Source organism: Enterobacter cloacae complex sp. HYC003_NIDB (assembly GCF_056673375.1).
Genome location: NZ_CP114220.1, coordinates 1,181,869 through 1,196,728 on the forward strand (window position 1 = coordinate 1,181,869; position 14,860 = coordinate 1,196,728).

The window sequence follows — 14,860 nt, forward strand, 5'->3', positions numbered from 1 at the left end:
TATTCACCCGAGTTTTTCAAAAATTTTGCCAAGCTTTTCTTCCAGCGTGGCGGCAGTAAACGGTTTAACGATGTAACCGTTGGCACCCGCCTGCGCGGCGGCGATAATGTTTTCGCGCTTTGCTTCCGCAGTAACCATCAGTACCGGCAGCTTTGACATCGCCGGGTCGAGGCGAATGGTTTTCAGCAGCTCAAGGCCATCAAGGTTGGGCATATTCCAGTCGCTCACAACGAAATCAAACTCACCGGCGCGCAGCTTGTTCAGCGCGTCCTGGCCATCTTCCGCCTCTTCAATATTTGAATAGCCCAGATCCTGAAGCAGGTTACGTACGATACGTCTCATGGTGGCAAAATCGTCCACCACCAAAAAACGCAGGTTTTTATCCGACATGTGTGTTCTCTCCTGAACGTCGTGGTTTATGGCTGAAACTTTCCAGCAGACGCTGGCTAATTTTATTGAGATCGACGATTTCTCGGGCAGCGCCAAGGGCAATCGCTTCGCGAGGCATACCGAACACCACGCAGCTCGCTTCGCTCTGAGCGAGGGTAAACGCGCCCGACTCCCGCAACGCCAGCAACCCACGTGCGCCGTCGGCTCCCATTCCGGTAAGGATGGCGGCGCTGGCATGTGCGCCCACCAGCTGTGCAACGGAGTTAAAGAGAACGTCTACAGACGGGCGATGACGGTTGACGGGGGGCGCGTCGGTCAGCCTGACGGCGTACCCTTTTCCGTGACGGACGATCTCCATATGCTTGTCGCCGGGGGCGATCAATGCCGTACCCGGAAGTACCGGATCGCCGTCATCCGCTTCATGCACCTTTATCTGGCAAAGTGAATCAAGACGCTGGGCGAAGGAGCGGGTAAATCCAGCAGGCATATGCTGGGCGATGACGATACCGGGGACGCTGGCTGGCAGCGGTGTTAATACCTGGCGCAGCGCCTCCGTCCCGCCGGTCGAGGAGCCAATCGCCACAATGCTTTGTGGATCCACGGTAATGCCCCGCAGTATCGGCGAGGCCACTTCAGCCTGACGTCCCAGTTTTGCCTTCGCGGCAATGCGGATCTTCTCTGCGACCTGCACACCCCACAGTTCCAGATTTCCGGCGATACGCTGATCGGGTTTGGCCAGAAAATCGACGGCGCCGTGTTCCAGCGCGGCCATTGTCGCCTTCGAGCCTCGGGTGGTCATCGAGGAGATCATCACCACCGGCATTGGACGAAGGCGCATCAAACGGGAGAGAAACTCCAGCCCATCCATTTTCGGCATGTCGATATCCAGCGTCAGCACGTCGGGGTTCAACTGCTTAATCATCTCGCGTGCGATCAGCGGGTCTGGCGCGGTGCCGACCATCTCCATATCTGGCTGTTGATTGATCACTGCGCTCAGGATGTTGCGCATGAGCGCAGAATCATCAACTGTCAGCACCCGTATCCGTTTCACCGTAAGGCCTCCGTAAGTTCATACACCGACTGGCCGCGAAGCCTGAGTGGAATGTGCGGATGATTAAAATGTTCAGAGTGACCAACAAACAGCAGGCCGTCTGGCTTCAGCATGCGGGCAAAGCGCTCAAGCAGACGCTTCTGCGTCGGCGCATCGAAATAGATCATCACGTTGCGGCAAAAGATGGCGTCAAACGGTCCGGGCAGCGGCCAGCTGTTGTCCAGCAAGTTGAGCCGCTGATAGTGAATAGCGGCCAGCAGTTCTGGCTTTACCTTCACCCGATCGCTGTTCTCACCCGAGCCGCGCAAAAAATAGTGGCGTTTTTGCACCAGGGTCAGCGAGTGTAGGTCGGACATGCGGTATACCCCTGCCTCCGCTTTGGCCAGCACCTCGGTATCGATGTCAGAGGCCCAGACGCGTGGCCCTCCCGTCGCGCTCCCCAGAGTCTCGTCCAGCGTCATGGCGATGGAGCAAGGTTCTTCCCCGGTGGAAGCGGCAGTACACCAGACGCGGTAGCCGTTGGGCCGCTGACGGGCGTGTTCTGCGAGCACCGGGAAGTGGTAGGTTTCGCGAAAGAAAGAGGTCAGATTGGTTGTCAGCGCGTTGACAAAGTTCTGCCATTCCGGATGCTCGCTGTGGGATTCCAGAATGCTGATGTACTCAAGAAATGTGTCAATCCCCAGCGCCCGTAGCCGCCGTGATAAACGATTAAAAATCATCTCTCGTTTTTGTGCGTTGACTACAATCCCGGCGCGGCGATAGATCAGTTGCCCAATACGCTGTAATTCAGAATCGGATAACGTAAGCTTATTTGGCGATAAGCGCACGGGAATGTCTTTAAATTCACTCATAGACAGGGCGAGGCCTTATACCGGGGTATTCATGATTTCCTGGTAGGCACTGAGCATTTTATTGCGCGCTTGCACACCGAAGCTAAAAGAAATTGAGGACTTCTGCATTGCCAGCATTACGTCATTTAATCCAATATCGCTACTGCCAGACATCCACTGCTGCGTCATTTCTTTCGCGTTAACCTGAGTTTCATTAATTTCATTGATACTATTGAATAAAATGTCAGAGAACGACGGCGTGTTTTTCAGCGCGGCAGGCTGGTTTCGGCTCATGCCGGCTATTTGCTGTGACTGAGTGTTAATTTGATCGAGTACGCCACGCATTAAAGTTGCTGACATTGTTGACTTCCTGAATTAATAAGGGAAAAGCACACATTTATTACATATCTTTTAAACGTTGATAGTTTAACACGTAGGCAAAATGGCCATAAAATCCAATAAGCGAACATTACTTTAAGCTTATTTATCCTTAAAAAATCGGCCTTTCAGACGATAATGCCCGCCTGAAAATTTCTCTTAATTTGAAATCGTCGTTATCAGCCCTGCGATATCACAGGCGCTGACGCGCATTATTGTGCGTGCTATTTCTTACAGGATCACGGCATGAGTGCCACATTAAATGATTTAACGAATAATCCGGCTGACCGAATTAAATCGGCTCTGTCATGGCTTCGCGCCAGCCCGAAGCTATCGCTGGTCATTTGCGCCGCGGCTGCCGTATCGGTATTAATTGCGCTTATGTTCTGGGCAAAAGAGCCAGGCTATCGCGTGTTGTTTAGCAATATCAGTGATGAAGACGGTGGGGCCATTGTTGCCCAGCTGTCGCAGATGAATGTCCCTTACCGCATCGACGCGCCGGGTGGCGCTATTCTGGTTCCTGAAGGGCAGGTCCATGAAGTGCGTATGAAGCTGGCCCAACAGGGGTTGCCAAAAGGCGGCTCCGTAGGGTTTGAACTGCTGGATAAGGAAAAGTTTGGTATTAGCCAGTTTAGCGAACAGGTTAATTATCAGCGGGCGCTTGAGGGAGAGCTGGCGCGTACTATTGAAAACCTGGGGCCGATCAGATCGGCGCGCGTTCATCTTGCCACACCCAAGCAGACGATGTTTGTGCGTGAGCAAAAACAGCCAACGGCTTCCGTTACCGTCAACCTGATTCAGGGGCGTACCCTGGATGAAGGACAGGTCATTGCCATTACTCATCTGATTTCCAGCGCCGTGACGGGGCTGACGGCAGAAAATGTCACTATCGTCGATCAGCGGGGTGAGCTGCTCACCCAAAGTGGTTTGCGCGGCCTGCAAACGTCACAGCTGAAGTACACCAGTGAGATCGAAAGTGATTACCAGCAGCGCATCCAGCGAATCCTGGCGCCGCTGGTGGGCAGCAAAAATATTCGCGCCCAGGTCACGGCGCAGATTGATTTTACCCAGCAGGAGCAGACGCAGGAGCAGTATCAGCCCAACGCCGATCCGCAAAAAATGGTGATTCGAAGCCGCCAGACGAGCCAGTCCGAGCAGGGTAATGGACGCGGCAATGGCGGCGTACCGGGCGCGCTGACGAATCAGCCGCCAGCGCCTGCCACTGCGCCACTTACGCAGCCGCTTAACAAGCCTGCCGCTCAAACCAGTACCGCTGGTACCGGAAATGACCGTTCACAGCCCTACAACAATCACAACGATGAGACCACCAATTTTGAGGTCGATCGCACGCTAACCCACATTAAAAATGCCATGGGGCGCATCGATCGTCTTTCAGTCGCGGTGGTGATAAACCATCTGCCGCAAGGCGCTGAGGGCAAGCCGGGTCCGCTGAGTGAGGCTGAACTGAACCGTATTAATGCTCTGGTTAAGGAGGCTGTCGGCTATACGGCCTCACGCGGCGATAGCGTCAATATTTTGAACTCGCCGTTTAACGGGGTTGAGGAAGAGGAACTCCCGCCATTCTGGAAACAGGATAAGTTTTATCAGTTGATGATGGCGATTGCGCGTTATCTGGTTATTGCGATTATCGCCTGGGTTATGTGGCGTAAGCTTGTTCATCCGGCCTGGATCCGCCATCAGGAAACCAGCCTGCGCCGCATGGAAATGGAAAAAGAGGCGCGTCAGGAAGAGCTGGCCGCCCGCAAGAAAGCGTCCGAAAAGGATGCGCGTGACCGCGCTCAGCAGCGTGTGGATACGGAACTTAACAGTCAGCAGCTGCGCGAACTGGCGGAACAAGAGCCGCGGGTTATTGCGCTGGTTATTCGTCAGTGGATGAATCAGGAGCTCAAATCATGAATGCCGCAGAGAAAAGCGCCATCGTTATGTTGACGCTGGGCGACGTCCTGGCCGCCGAAGTCTTTAAGCACCTAAACGCGCATGAGGTGAAGACCATCAGCAGTTCTATGGTCAACATGGCGGGGTTTACCCACGATCAAATGGCCTCCGTGCTGCGCGACTTTAAAAATGACTCAAGCGAGTATGCCGCGCTGAGCCTTAACACGAACGAGTATCTGCGCAGCGTGCTGGTCAAGGCGCTGGGTGAAGAGCGTGCGTCAACGCTGCTTGAGGATTTGCTGGATACCCACCAGGGTGGAAACGGGATCGAAACGCTCAACTTTATGGATCCGCTGGCGGTATTCGATCTGATTCGTGAAGAACACCCGCAAATTATCGCCACGATCCTGGTCCACTTAAAGCGTAACCAGGCGGCGGACGTCCTGAGCAAATTCGACGATCGTGAACGTAACGACATTATGCTGCGTATCGCCACCTTCGGCGGGGTTCAGCCCGCCGCGTTGCAGGAACTGACGGAGGTACTCAACGGCCTGCTCCACGGTCAGAATCTTAAGCGCAGCAAAATGGGTGGGGTGCGCCCGGCTGCGGAGATTTTAAACCTGATGAAATCCCAGCAGGAAGAGGCCGCCATTGAGGCGGTTCGCGATTTCGACAGTGAGCTGGCACAGAAAATTATCGACGAAATGTTCTTGTTCGAAAACCTGGTGGATGTCGAGGATCGCAGCATCCAGCGTCTGTTGCAGGAGGTGGAAAGTGAAACCCTTATCATCGCCCTCAAAGGAGCAGACGAAGCGCTGCGGGCCAAGTTCTTCCGTAACATGTCGCGCCGTCAGTCGGATCTGATGACCGAAGATCTGGCATCGCGCGGCCCGGTTCGTTTGTCACAGGTGGAAGCCGAGCAGAAGACTATTCTGAACATCGTTCGTCGCCTTGCGGAGACTGGGGAAATCATCATTGGAGGCAGCGACGATGCCTACGTTTGATGCCAATAGCGCCGCTCAGTGGCGCAGCTGGCAGCCTGAGGATCTGTTAAACGAAACGGTTGAAGTACCGTTGCAGACGCAGGATACCGGCCATTCTGACGCGCAGTTTAAGGCCGAGCTGGCACGCCTGCGTAAGCAGGCTGAGCAGCAGGGTATTGCTCAGGGATTGGCGCAAGGCAAAGAGGAAGGCCGTCGCGAAGGCTATGAGGCCGGGCTGAAGGAGGGGCGTGAGGCGGGTCTGGCGCAGGGGCTGGAACAGGCTCGTGACGAACGGCAGGCTTTACTGCTCCAGGCTGGAGAATGGGTGACGCAGTGCAAGCTTGCGCTTTCGAATCTCGATAGCCTTATTCCCGGACGTCTGGTTCAGCTGGCGCTGACGGCGGTACAGCAGCTGTACGGCACCCTGAGCGTGGCGGATAACCATGCTCTGCTTGCGCAGATCCGCCAGTTAATGAAGCAGGATACCCTGCTCAACGGCCCGACAGAACTGCATGTGAACCCGCAGGATCTGCCCATGGTCTCCCAGGCGATCGGTGAGACGCTCTCCTCAATGGGGTGGTCCTTACAAAGCGATCCCCAATTGGCCGCAGGGGGATGTCGTGTGGTCACGCCGGACGTGGAGTATGACGCCACCATGGAAACGCGCTGGCAGTCTCTCTGTCAGCTCGCCCGAGAGGAATTGTCCCAATGAGCCAGCAGTTAAAAAACTGGCTCTCGGTCATGGATCGGGTGGAAGAGAAGCTCGGAGAGCTCCCGCGCTTTCGTCAGTACGGCAAGCTGACGCGTGCTACCGGGCTGGTGATGGAGGCCGTTGGCCTGAAGCTGCCGATAGGCGCGTTGTGCATTGTTGAACGTCAGACTGGGCAGGCTATTTTACCGGTCGAGTGTGAGGTGGTCGGGTTTAACGGTCAGACGCTCTATCTTATGCCGCTTGAACATGTTGACGGTATTCTTCCCGGCGCGCGCGCGTACGCGCCAGAGGCCGATAAGGGAGCGGGTAAACAGCTGCCGGTGGGGTTACACCTGCTGGGGCGCGTGCTTGACGCTCAGGGCCGCCCCCTGGATGGTCGTCCACCGGCGGGAAAACCCGTAGCCGGCCTGTTTACCCCCTCGTTTAACCCGCTTCACCGCGATCCCATCAAGTCCGTGCTCGATGTGGGCGTGAGGGCAATAAATGGCCTGCTGACGGTTGGCAGGGGACAGCGTATGGGCCTTTTTGCCGGCTCGGGCGTCGGTAAGTCGGTGCTGCTCGGCATGATGGCCCGTTTCACCACCGCCGACGTCATCGTCGTCGGGCTGATTGGCGAGCGCGGACGTGAAGTAAAAGATTTTATCGAGAACATTCTTGGCGAAGAGGGGCTCTCACGCGCGGTCGTGATCGCCGCACCTGCTGACGTCTCACCGATCCTGCGTATGCAGGGTGCGGTTTACGCCACCCGAATTGCTGAGGATTACCGCGATCGTGGGATGAATGTCCTGCTGATAATGGACTCTCTTACGCGCTATGCCATGGCGCAGCGTGAAGTGGCGCTGGCTATCGGTGAACCGCCGGCAACGAAAGGTTATCCACCGTCCGTCTTCGCGCGTCTGCCCGCACTGGTAGAGCGTGCGGGTAACGGTATGCGCGGCGGCGGATCGATAACCGCCTTTTATACCGTTCTGACCGAAGGGGACGATCAGCAGGATCCGATCGCCGATTCGGCGCGCGCGATCCTCGATGGCCATATCGTGCTTTCTCGTCGCCTGGCTGAGGCGGGCCATTATCCTGCTATTGATATTGAAGCCTCTATTAGCCGCGCGATGACGGAGCTAATTCCGCATGTCCAGTACCGCAAGGTTCAGCGTTTTAAGCAGCTGTTGTCGACCTACCAGCGTAACCGGGATCTGGTCAGCGTAGGCGCTTACGTGAAGGGCAGCGATCCGCTGCTCGATAGAGCGATAGACCAGTATCCTGCGCTGGAAGCCTTCCTGCATCAGGCAATACACGAGCGGAGCGGTTACGACGAGGCTATTGCCGCACTGAGCCAACTTTTCCCAGACATCGTTGAACAGGCGGGATAAAACGTGAAAGTGAATAATCCAATGGTCATGCTGCGTGATATGGCTCAGGAAAAGCTTACGGAGACCACTCGCGCCCTCGGCAGCGTCCAGCAGACGCTTATGGCAGCTGTGGCCCAGCATGAACAGCTTCAGCACTATGAGCGCGAGTACCAGCAATCTTTGCGTCAGGGCCTGCTGGGCAGCGGTATGTCGATGGCGGATCTGGTTAATCAACAGTCTTTCATTTTGTCACTTAACCAGGTGGTGAAGCAGCACGAATCACATGTTTCCACCTGCGAACAAGCCGTGGATCGGGTCAAAGAGAAGTGGCTACAGAAAAAGCAGCGCCTTAATGCGTTTGAGACGCTCATCGATCGCCGCGAAGCGGCACTGGCTATGGCACAGAGCCGCCAGGAGCAAAAAATGATGGACGAATTCGCCCAGCGTGCCGGACAGAAAAGAGAAAGGCTATGAATATTGATATTACGGCTCTGCTGTCCGGCGGAGCGCCGACGAGAGCAGGCAAAGGAAAACTCATCGGCGAGGATTTTGCTCTCACGCTCGACGACAGGTTGGCGCAGATGGGACTGTTGTTACCTGGGCTGGACGTTCCGGCGCAGCTGTTGAGTCATGAAGGATACCCTCTTCCGCAGCCGGTTTTGCCGCCGGTAGCTGAGCCGGGGGAGAGTGACGACACGCTGGCGGAGGTCAGAATCAGCGCCTCTCCCGGTGATGAAAGCCCGCAGTGGCAGCTTCAGCAAATAGTCACCCGCCAGGCGAGGGGCGCTACAGAGGCTTCGACCCTTGCTGATGCGACTCTGCCACGTGAAGAGGTAGCTGGCGAAAAGGCGCCTTTAACGATCCCTGTTGACGATATTAAGCTGAAGCCCGCCCGACGCGAAGATACCCCTCTCCAGATGCAGGCACAGGCGTTAGGGGGGAAAGCCCCGGACGCCAGCGCCGTGATGCCAGGCTTAACGGCTCATCAGGGAGACGCATCGCAGCACGCTACGTGCGATCCCACGGTTCAGAGCGTCGTGATGGAGCCATCAACGGCGCGACTGGTCAGTCAGCCTGTCTCACAGCAGGTGGTCAACGTCCGTTATCCGCTGGAGTCGCCCGAATGGAAACAGTCGGTGAGCCAACATATTGCCCTGTTCAGCCGCGACAATTTGCACAATGCGGAGATCCGCCTGCATCCTCAGGAGCTGGGCTCATTGCATATCTCTTTGCGCGTGCAGCAGGACCAGGCGCAGATCCATATCGTCAGCGAACATGCCCAGGTGCGGCAGATGATGGAGACTGCTCTACCGCACCTGCGGGCGGCTTTAGCGGAAACCGGGCTTCAGTTGGGCCAGGCGAGCGTGAGCCCCGATCGACCACATACTGGCGGTGGCGAGCAGGGACGTCATCCTTCCGGAGAGCAGCATACCGCTCAAGGTGCAGATAACGTGTTCGTGGACGAAGACGCTGTGGCGGAATTATTAACATCGACGCAAGGAAATATATACGGCATTAACACTTTTGCCTGAATTGCTGAATTGCCGACAGGAATGAAATTTTATCTCCTGATTATTCTGCTGATTAAATGGACTACAATGTCCGCCGTATTTATCGAGGGGCAGGTTGCTGCCTCTCTTATTTTATTGGGTTTACGTAATGGGTAACAAAAATAAAAATGCTGCGGCTCGCGGAGGGTCGCGCTCGCTTCTGTTAATACTAATGTTTCTGATTGCCCTCGCAGCCTGCGGTTTTTCAGGCTATCTGTTCTGGTCGATGAAATATGCACACGTGCAGACGGACAACAATTCGAGAAGTGAGCACGAAGCCCCGGCGATACAGCAAGTTGAACCGTTATACGTGTCGATGAATACCTTTACCGTTAGCCTGACCCCGACGCAGCACGAGTCGGATCGCGTGCTCTACATTGGTCTGTCCGTACGACTTGGCGATACGTCGTCCGTACAGGTGCTTGAGAAATTCCTGCCGGAATATCGCAGCCGATTGTTTATGCTGCTTTCTCAGCAAACGTATGAAACGCTCTCAACGGATGAAGGTAAACGCCAGCTGATTAGCAACATCAATAATGAGCTTAAAAAACCGCTGGCGTTCAACAAAAAGATTAACGTCACTGACGTTTTGATTAATGAATTTATTCTGCGGTAAACACAATGGCTGATAGTTTTTTATCACAGGATGAGATCGATCGCCTGCTCAATGCTGATACGGAGAGTCCCGATGACCTCCATGGAAGCATGGGAGATGCGGGGATAAAACCTTACGATCCAAATACTCAGCGACGCGTGATTCGCGAGCGGCTTCATTCTCTGGAAATTATTAACGAACGCTTTGCCCGTCAGTTCAGGATGGGGCTATTTAACCTGCTGCGCCGCAGTTCAGATATTACGGCGGGAAATATCAAGATCCAGCCGTATCATGAGTTTGCCCGCAATTTACCGGTGCCAACTAACCTGAACCTGCTGCACCTTAATCCCCTGCGAGGGACCGCGCTGATGGCATTCTCCTCCGGTCTGGTATTTATGGCCGTGGATAACCTGTTCGGCGGAGACGGGCGTTTCCCGACGAAGGCAGACGGGCGGGAATTTACCCCGACCGAGCAGCGGGTGATCCACCGTATGCTGACAATGGCACGCGAGGCGTATGAGTTTGCCTGGGGCTCTATTTATAAAATTAAGACGGAATACATCCGTTCAGAGATACAGGTGAAATTTACCAATATTACCTCTTCACCAAACGATGTTGTTGTCACCACGCCTTTCTCCGTGGAAATCGGCTCGCATCGCGGGGAGTTCAATATTTGTATTCCCTTCAGCACGATAGAGCCTCTGCGTGAACTGTTAAGCAATCCGCCAATGGATAATTCGCGCCATGAGGATTCTGAGTGGCGCAGCATGCTGGCAAGCCAGATGCGTGAAACCGAGCTGGAGCTGGTGGCGCAATTTGCCGACATCAACACGCGGTTGTCAAACGTCATGAAGATGAAAAAAGGCGACATTATCCCACTGGATAAGCAGGAGTTTATAGAAGCGAACGTCGGCAGCGTGCCGGTATTTACCGCGAAATATGGCTCTGTAAATAATCAATATGCTCTGAAGGTCGATCGGATGAATCAGCCAGCATTAAAATCTTTCAATAAGGAGTGATTTCCCCATGAGCGACATGAATAACTCGTCGGGATCTGAAGATAAGTCTATGGACAATCTTTGGGGTGAGGCGCTGAACGAGCAGAACGCTGCGGGAAGTACAGAGCAAACGGCGGTTCCTCAGTTTTCTGAAGAGATGAACCTGATTCTGGATATCCCTGTCAAAATGACCGTTGAGCTGGGCCGCACAAAAATGACTATCAAGGAGCTGCTGCGCTTAAGCCAGGGCTCGGTGGTTTCGCTTGACGGTCTGGCGGGTGAGCCGCTTGATATTCTGATCAATGGTTACCTTATTGCCCAGGGCGAAGTGGTGGTCGTGTCCGATAAATTCGGGATTCGTATTACCGATATCATTACCCCATCCGAGCGAATGCATCGCCTGAGCCGCTAATGAACGCAGTACAACCTCCTTTTGCCGCAGGGAGCACGAACGTGCTCTCTGGCGGGGCAATCGCGCTATCGGTTATCGGTACGCTCATGCTCATTATTATGCTGATGGTACTGCTGGCGTGGATCGCTCGCCGCAGCGGGTTGGCGCGTTGCACCCGCGAAAGCCAGGCTGCGGTATCGCTGGTGGCAAGTAAACCTCTCGGCTCGCGCGAACGGCTGGTGGTGGTTGACGTGGGCGAACAGCGTCTGGTGCTGGGTGTTACCCCAACCCACATTAGCTGTCTTACCGTACAGGTTAGGCCAGAGGTGCCTGAGCAGGCGACTCCTTCAGCGGCTTTCCCCGCCATGCTGGATAACTTTCTTCATAAATACCGTTCGGGTGGTGAGCAAAAATGAACCGTCTATTGATTGCCCGTGCTGCGACGGGCGTTGGTCTGCTGCTGCCCGTCGCCTCTGCGCTCGCCGCTAACGGCGACATTACGCTGGCCAGTTCGCCGGGGAGCGCTGGCTGGACGCTACCCATCCAGACGCTATTGTTGCTCAGTGGATTCACGTTCATCCCTGCGGTACTGCTGATGATGACTGGCTTTACGCGTATCGTTATCGTGCTGGGATTGATGCGCAACGCGCTAGGTACGCCGACCGCACCGCCAAATCAGGTATTAGTGGGACTGGCCCTGTTTTTGACCTTTTTTGTGATGTCGCCAGTGCTCAACCAGATCTATGAACAGGCATGGCAGCCGTTGCAGGCCAATAAAATCACCATGGAAACGGCCCTGAAGGAAGGCGTAAAACCGCTGCGGGCCTTTATGCTTGAGCAGACGCGTGAAGCCGATCTGGCGATGTTTGCCCGCATTGCTAAAACGCCGACCCTTACCGGCCCGGAGGACGTGCCGCTGAGTATTCTGGTGCCTTCCTTCGTCACCAGCGAGCTGAAAACCGCCTTCCAGATTGGTTTTACCATCTTTATTCCGTTTTTGATTATTGATTTGGTGGTGGCCAGCATTCTGATGGCGCTGGGGATGATGATGGTTCCGCCAGCGACAATTGCGCTGCCTTTTAAGCTGATGCTGTTCGTACTCGTGGATGGCTGGCAGCTGCTGGTCGGTTCGCTTGCACAAAGCTTTTACTCATAGGAGCCTGATATGACCCCCGAAAGCGTCATGGTATTGGGCATGGAAGCTATCAAGGTTGGGCTAATGATTGCGGGGCCGCTGTTGCTGGTCGCGCTGGCAACCGGTCTGATTATCAGTATTCTTCAGGCCGCGACGCAGGTGAACGAAATGACCATGACCTTTATCCCTAAAATCCTGATGATCGTGGGTGTCGGCGTACTGCTCGGTCCGTGGATGATGAAAATCTTTATTGAATACACGCGCATGTTGTTCGCCAGCATTCCTTACGCCATCGGCTAATGATTTTTAATCTTCCCCTTGAGCAGCTTTACGCCCTGATAAGCCATTACTTTTTGGTCATGGTGCGTATCTCGGCGCTTCTGCATGTTGCGCCAGTATTTAGCGAAAAAGCGATAAGCGCCCGCCTGCGTGCGGCATTGGCCTTAACCCTCGCGCTGCTGCTGGGCGGGCTGGTTTCTGACGCGGATATAGGACTTTACTCCTGGGCGGGCGTCTGGACGATGGCTAAGCAGGTGCTCATCGGCGCCGCGATGGGGCTGACGATGCAACTGCTGTTTGCCGCTGTTCGCCTGGCGGGCGAGATCATTGGGATGCAGATGGGACTCTCGTTTGCCACCTTCTTCGACCCGGGCAGCGGTAACAGCCCGGTGATCGCTCGCCTGCTAAACATGCTGGCGATGCTGCTCTTTCTGGTGTTTAACGGCCATCTGTGGTTGCTTTCGCTGCTTGCAGAGACATTCGAGGCTCTCCCCATTAACTCAGAACCGCTGCATGCTGGCGGGATGTTTTACCTCGTTAATCATGCCGGACTCATCTTCAGTCAGGGACTGATCCTGGGCCTCCCGGTGATAGCCCTGCTGCTGAGCATAAACATGGTGCTTGCGCTGCTAAACCGACTTACCCCGCAGCTCTCGATCTTTGTAGTAGGGTTCCCGCTCACGCTGACCTTTGGCATGCTGGCACTGTTGCTCATCGACGAAACGCTGGCTCCATTTTTTGAACGTCTTATGAGCCACGGCTTCGAGATCCTGAGCGGGTTACTACAAGCGCTGGTTTGAGGGCTTAATTCGTGCAGGCTATCCGTACTACCGTCTCCGTTCCCGATGCCAGGATGCTGTTTTCCAGCAAATAGAGGGAACTGGTGGAGGTTTCGCCGCTCTTAAGCTGCGGAAAAATATAATCCGTCACCTCTTTTTCGTTGCTTTGATCGCCGAGCCGACGGGCGTGGCTAAGCATCGTCAGATGCAGCAGGTTGCCGGAGAAGGACATGGTATAATTCACGCTGCGCTGTACGGGTGAAGCTTGCCCTACGCGTTTTCCGTCCTGAAAATGGCGGATGTTACCGATATAGGTCGTGTGTCCCTCATGAAGTCCATCGCGGTATGAGCGATAAATTCCTCGCGCCAGCGTCACGTTGTTTTCGTCCTTGATAGTGTAAAACGAGGCTGGGGCAAAGCACGTCTGTTTCAGCGGCGACGTGGCGATCGTGTACCCGATTGTTAACGCTAAACCTGTCATCAGGCCGCCAGCAAAGAGGATCTGCGGGCGTTTAATAAAGATGAAAATAGAACGATTCACAGTCATTCTTTTGCTCCTGAATGGGTTTTTGACAGGCAATAACTGCCTGATATTTATCTATCTTTCCCGTACCGGTAGTGATGTATAAAATTTTACCCGGTCTGTAATGGACGCGTCTTTCCAGCACATATTCGCTATAGGTGTGCAGCGTTGCCTGGATAAGTTCTGTTTGGCTTATTCGGTTTTTTTGCACCATCACGATATGGCCGGGGGGGATCCCTTCTCCCTGCCAGAGGATAAACTCGATGCTCTGCGGGCTGGGGACAAACGCATTTTTGACGGACAAGGCAATAAGAATACCGATCAGCATGCCGCAGACCGCGAACGCAGCGCTTCGCAAAAGCCTTTTTCGACGCGGTGCTGGCGTAGCGGAGGGGGGAGAAGGCGTAGCCTCCACCGGCATTTCAGGCGGCTGTGGTGGGGGGAGGATCTCAACGCTTTCAGCCGAGGGTTCCGGCGGGCTCTCTTCACGAATAATCAGGCGATAGCCGCTTCGCGTTACGGCAACCAGCGCAATAGCATCCTGCATCTCTAGCGAGGCCAGCGCTCGTCGAAGCTTGTTCACCATAACGCGCACGCTATTATCCGTGACCTCAACGCCAGCGCTACGCCAGCCGATATCCATTAACTGTTCCTGAGACAAAATTTGTCCCTGCGCTTCCACCAGGGCGGCAAGGCAGAGGCAGGCGCTGGCAGGCAGCGTCACGCACTCGCCGTCGCGCGTTCGTGTTAGTAACCTCGTGTGTAAATCCAGCGTCACTAACGATCCAATCGCAATGTAATTGACCATAATATCTTGATACTTCGTAATGAAAGATAAGGTGAATTGAATGGGTATTTATGTTAATTGGGTAAAGTCTTTTCGTTAACAATGCGCAACAATTTCGGGCTACCTAAGGCTTATATCGCAACTATTCGCGGATCGCTAAAGGTAAATTTCAACGATATTAATGTTATTAATGCCGATGTTAAAAATGGCCAGGCCTCGGTTGGCGTATTTGTG

19 protein-coding genes are annotated in these 14,860 nt (G+C 54.5%); 13 read left to right on the plus strand and 6 right to left on the minus strand.

What is annotated here, in order from left to right; all coding sequences use genetic code 11:
- Window positions 1-3: 3 nt before the first annotated feature.
- From cheY to fliE, 4 genes are read right to left on the minus strand one after another with little or no spacing between them, the layout of a single operon-like run.
- Window positions 4-390 (minus strand): chemotaxis response regulator CheY, encoded by a 387-nt coding sequence (gene cheY / locus O1722_RS05605; RefSeq protein WP_015571623.1) that lies wholly within the window; start codon window positions 388-390, stop codon window positions 4-6.
- Window positions 380-1,441 carry a protein-glutamate methylesterase/protein-glutamine glutaminase gene (locus tag O1722_RS05610; protein ID WP_017692814.1) on the minus strand — a complete coding sequence of 354 codons (1,062 nt, stop codon included), beginning with the start codon at window positions 1,439-1,441 and terminating at the stop codon, window positions 380-382. The genes cheY and O1722_RS05610 overlap by 11 nt, the downstream gene beginning before the upstream one ends.
- Entirely contained in the window at window positions 1,438-2,292 is an 855-nt protein-coding gene (locus O1722_RS05615) for a CheR family methyltransferase (protein ID WP_015571622.1), read from the minus strand. Before O1722_RS05615 ends, O1722_RS05610 begins: the two co-directional genes overlap by 4 nt.
- A 15-nt stretch (window positions 2,293-2,307) precedes the next feature.
- A complete protein-coding gene (gene fliE, locus O1722_RS05620; protein ID WP_020480519.1) occupies window positions 2,308-2,631 on the minus strand; it encodes a flagellar hook-basal body complex protein FliE in 324 nt (107 codons plus the stop codon).
- Between the two features lie 264 nt (window positions 2,632-2,895).
- Here fliE and fliF point away from each other — a divergent pair, with 264 nt between their 5' ends.
- The 13 genes from fliF to fliR all read left to right on the plus strand — a co-directional run bounded on the left by fliF (window position 2,896) and on the right by fliR (window position 13,337).
- Window positions 2,896-4,566 (plus strand): flagellar basal-body MS-ring/collar protein FliF, encoded by a 1,671-nt coding sequence (gene fliF / locus O1722_RS05625; protein ID WP_032669355.1) that lies wholly within the window; start codon window positions 2,896-2,898, stop codon window positions 4,564-4,566.
- Entirely contained in the window at window positions 4,563-5,549 is a 987-nt protein-coding gene (gene fliG / locus O1722_RS05630) for a flagellar motor switch protein FliG (protein WP_015571619.1), read from the plus strand. The genes fliF and fliG overlap by 4 nt, the downstream gene beginning before the upstream one ends.
- Complete coding sequence (locus tag O1722_RS05635; protein WP_017692817.1) at window positions 5,536-6,240, plus strand: flagellar assembly protein FliH; 705 nt, start codon at window positions 5,536-5,538, stop codon at window positions 6,238-6,240. Before fliG ends, O1722_RS05635 begins: the two co-directional genes overlap by 14 nt.
- Window positions 6,237-7,610, plus strand: a complete 1,374-nt coding sequence (fliI, locus tag O1722_RS05640) for a flagellar protein export ATPase FliI (protein WP_033487535.1) — start codon at window positions 6,237-6,239, stop codon at window positions 7,608-7,610. Before O1722_RS05635 ends, fliI begins: the two co-directional genes overlap by 4 nt.
- 21 nt (window positions 7,611-7,631) lie before the next feature.
- Window positions 7,632-8,063: a flagellar export protein FliJ gene (gene fliJ, locus O1722_RS05645; RefSeq protein WP_015571617.1), complete on the plus strand. Its 432-nt coding sequence runs from the start codon at window positions 7,632-7,634 to the stop codon at window positions 8,061-8,063.
- Window positions 8,060-9,121 carry a flagellar hook-length control protein FliK gene (locus tag O1722_RS05650; RefSeq protein WP_015571616.1) on the plus strand — a complete coding sequence of 354 codons (1,062 nt, stop codon included), beginning with the start codon at window positions 8,060-8,062 and terminating at the stop codon, window positions 9,119-9,121. Before fliJ ends, O1722_RS05650 begins: the two co-directional genes overlap by 4 nt.
- A gap of 127 nt (window positions 9,122-9,248) precedes the next feature.
- Complete coding sequence (fliL, locus tag O1722_RS05655) at window positions 9,249-9,755, plus strand: flagellar basal body-associated protein FliL (protein WP_033487534.1); 507 nt, start codon at window positions 9,249-9,251, stop codon at window positions 9,753-9,755.
- A 5-nt stretch (window positions 9,756-9,760) separates the two neighbouring features.
- Window positions 9,761-10,753: a flagellar motor switch protein FliM gene (gene fliM / locus O1722_RS05660; RefSeq protein ID WP_015571613.1), complete on the plus strand. Its 993-nt coding sequence runs from the start codon at window positions 9,761-9,763 to the stop codon at window positions 10,751-10,753.
- Between the two features lie 7 nt (window positions 10,754-10,760).
- Window positions 10,761-11,144, plus strand: a complete 384-nt coding sequence (fliN, locus tag O1722_RS05665) for a flagellar motor switch protein FliN (RefSeq protein ID WP_015571612.1) — start codon at window positions 10,761-10,763, stop codon at window positions 11,142-11,144.
- The gene (gene fliO / locus O1722_RS05670) at window positions 11,144-11,539 is read left to right on the plus strand and encodes a flagellar biosynthetic protein FliO (RefSeq protein ID WP_015571611.1); all 396 of its coding nucleotides are present in this window, start codon (window positions 11,144-11,146) and stop codon (window positions 11,537-11,539) included. Before fliN ends, fliO begins: the two co-directional genes overlap by 1 nt.
- Entirely contained in the window at window positions 11,536-12,279 is a 744-nt protein-coding gene (gene fliP, locus O1722_RS05675; RefSeq protein ID WP_015571610.1) for a flagellar type III secretion system pore protein FliP, read from the plus strand. Before fliO ends, fliP begins: the two co-directional genes overlap by 4 nt.
- 9 nt (window positions 12,280-12,288) lie before the next feature.
- Window positions 12,289-12,558 (plus strand): flagellar biosynthesis protein FliQ, encoded by a 270-nt coding sequence (fliQ, locus tag O1722_RS05680; RefSeq protein ID WP_017692822.1) that lies wholly within the window; start codon window positions 12,289-12,291, stop codon window positions 12,556-12,558.
- Window positions 12,558-13,337, plus strand: coding sequence for a flagellar biosynthetic protein FliR (gene fliR, locus O1722_RS05685; protein WP_017692823.1), 780 nt, complete (start codon window positions 12,558-12,560; stop codon window positions 13,335-13,337). The genes fliQ and fliR overlap by 1 nt, the downstream gene beginning before the upstream one ends.
- A gap of 4 nt (window positions 13,338-13,341) precedes the next feature.
- Here fliR and O1722_RS05690 read toward each other — a convergent pair whose 3' ends face one another.
- The gene (locus O1722_RS05690; RefSeq protein ID WP_048974273.1) at window positions 13,342-13,863 is read right to left on the minus strand and encodes a hypothetical protein; all 522 of its coding nucleotides are present in this window, start codon (window positions 13,861-13,863) and stop codon (window positions 13,342-13,344) included.
- Window positions 13,829-14,647, minus strand: coding sequence for a winged helix-turn-helix domain-containing protein (locus O1722_RS05695; RefSeq protein WP_026094272.1), 819 nt, complete (start codon window positions 14,645-14,647; stop codon window positions 13,829-13,831). Before O1722_RS05695 ends, O1722_RS05690 begins: the two co-directional genes overlap by 35 nt.
- Window positions 14,648-14,860: the final 213 nt, after the last annotated feature.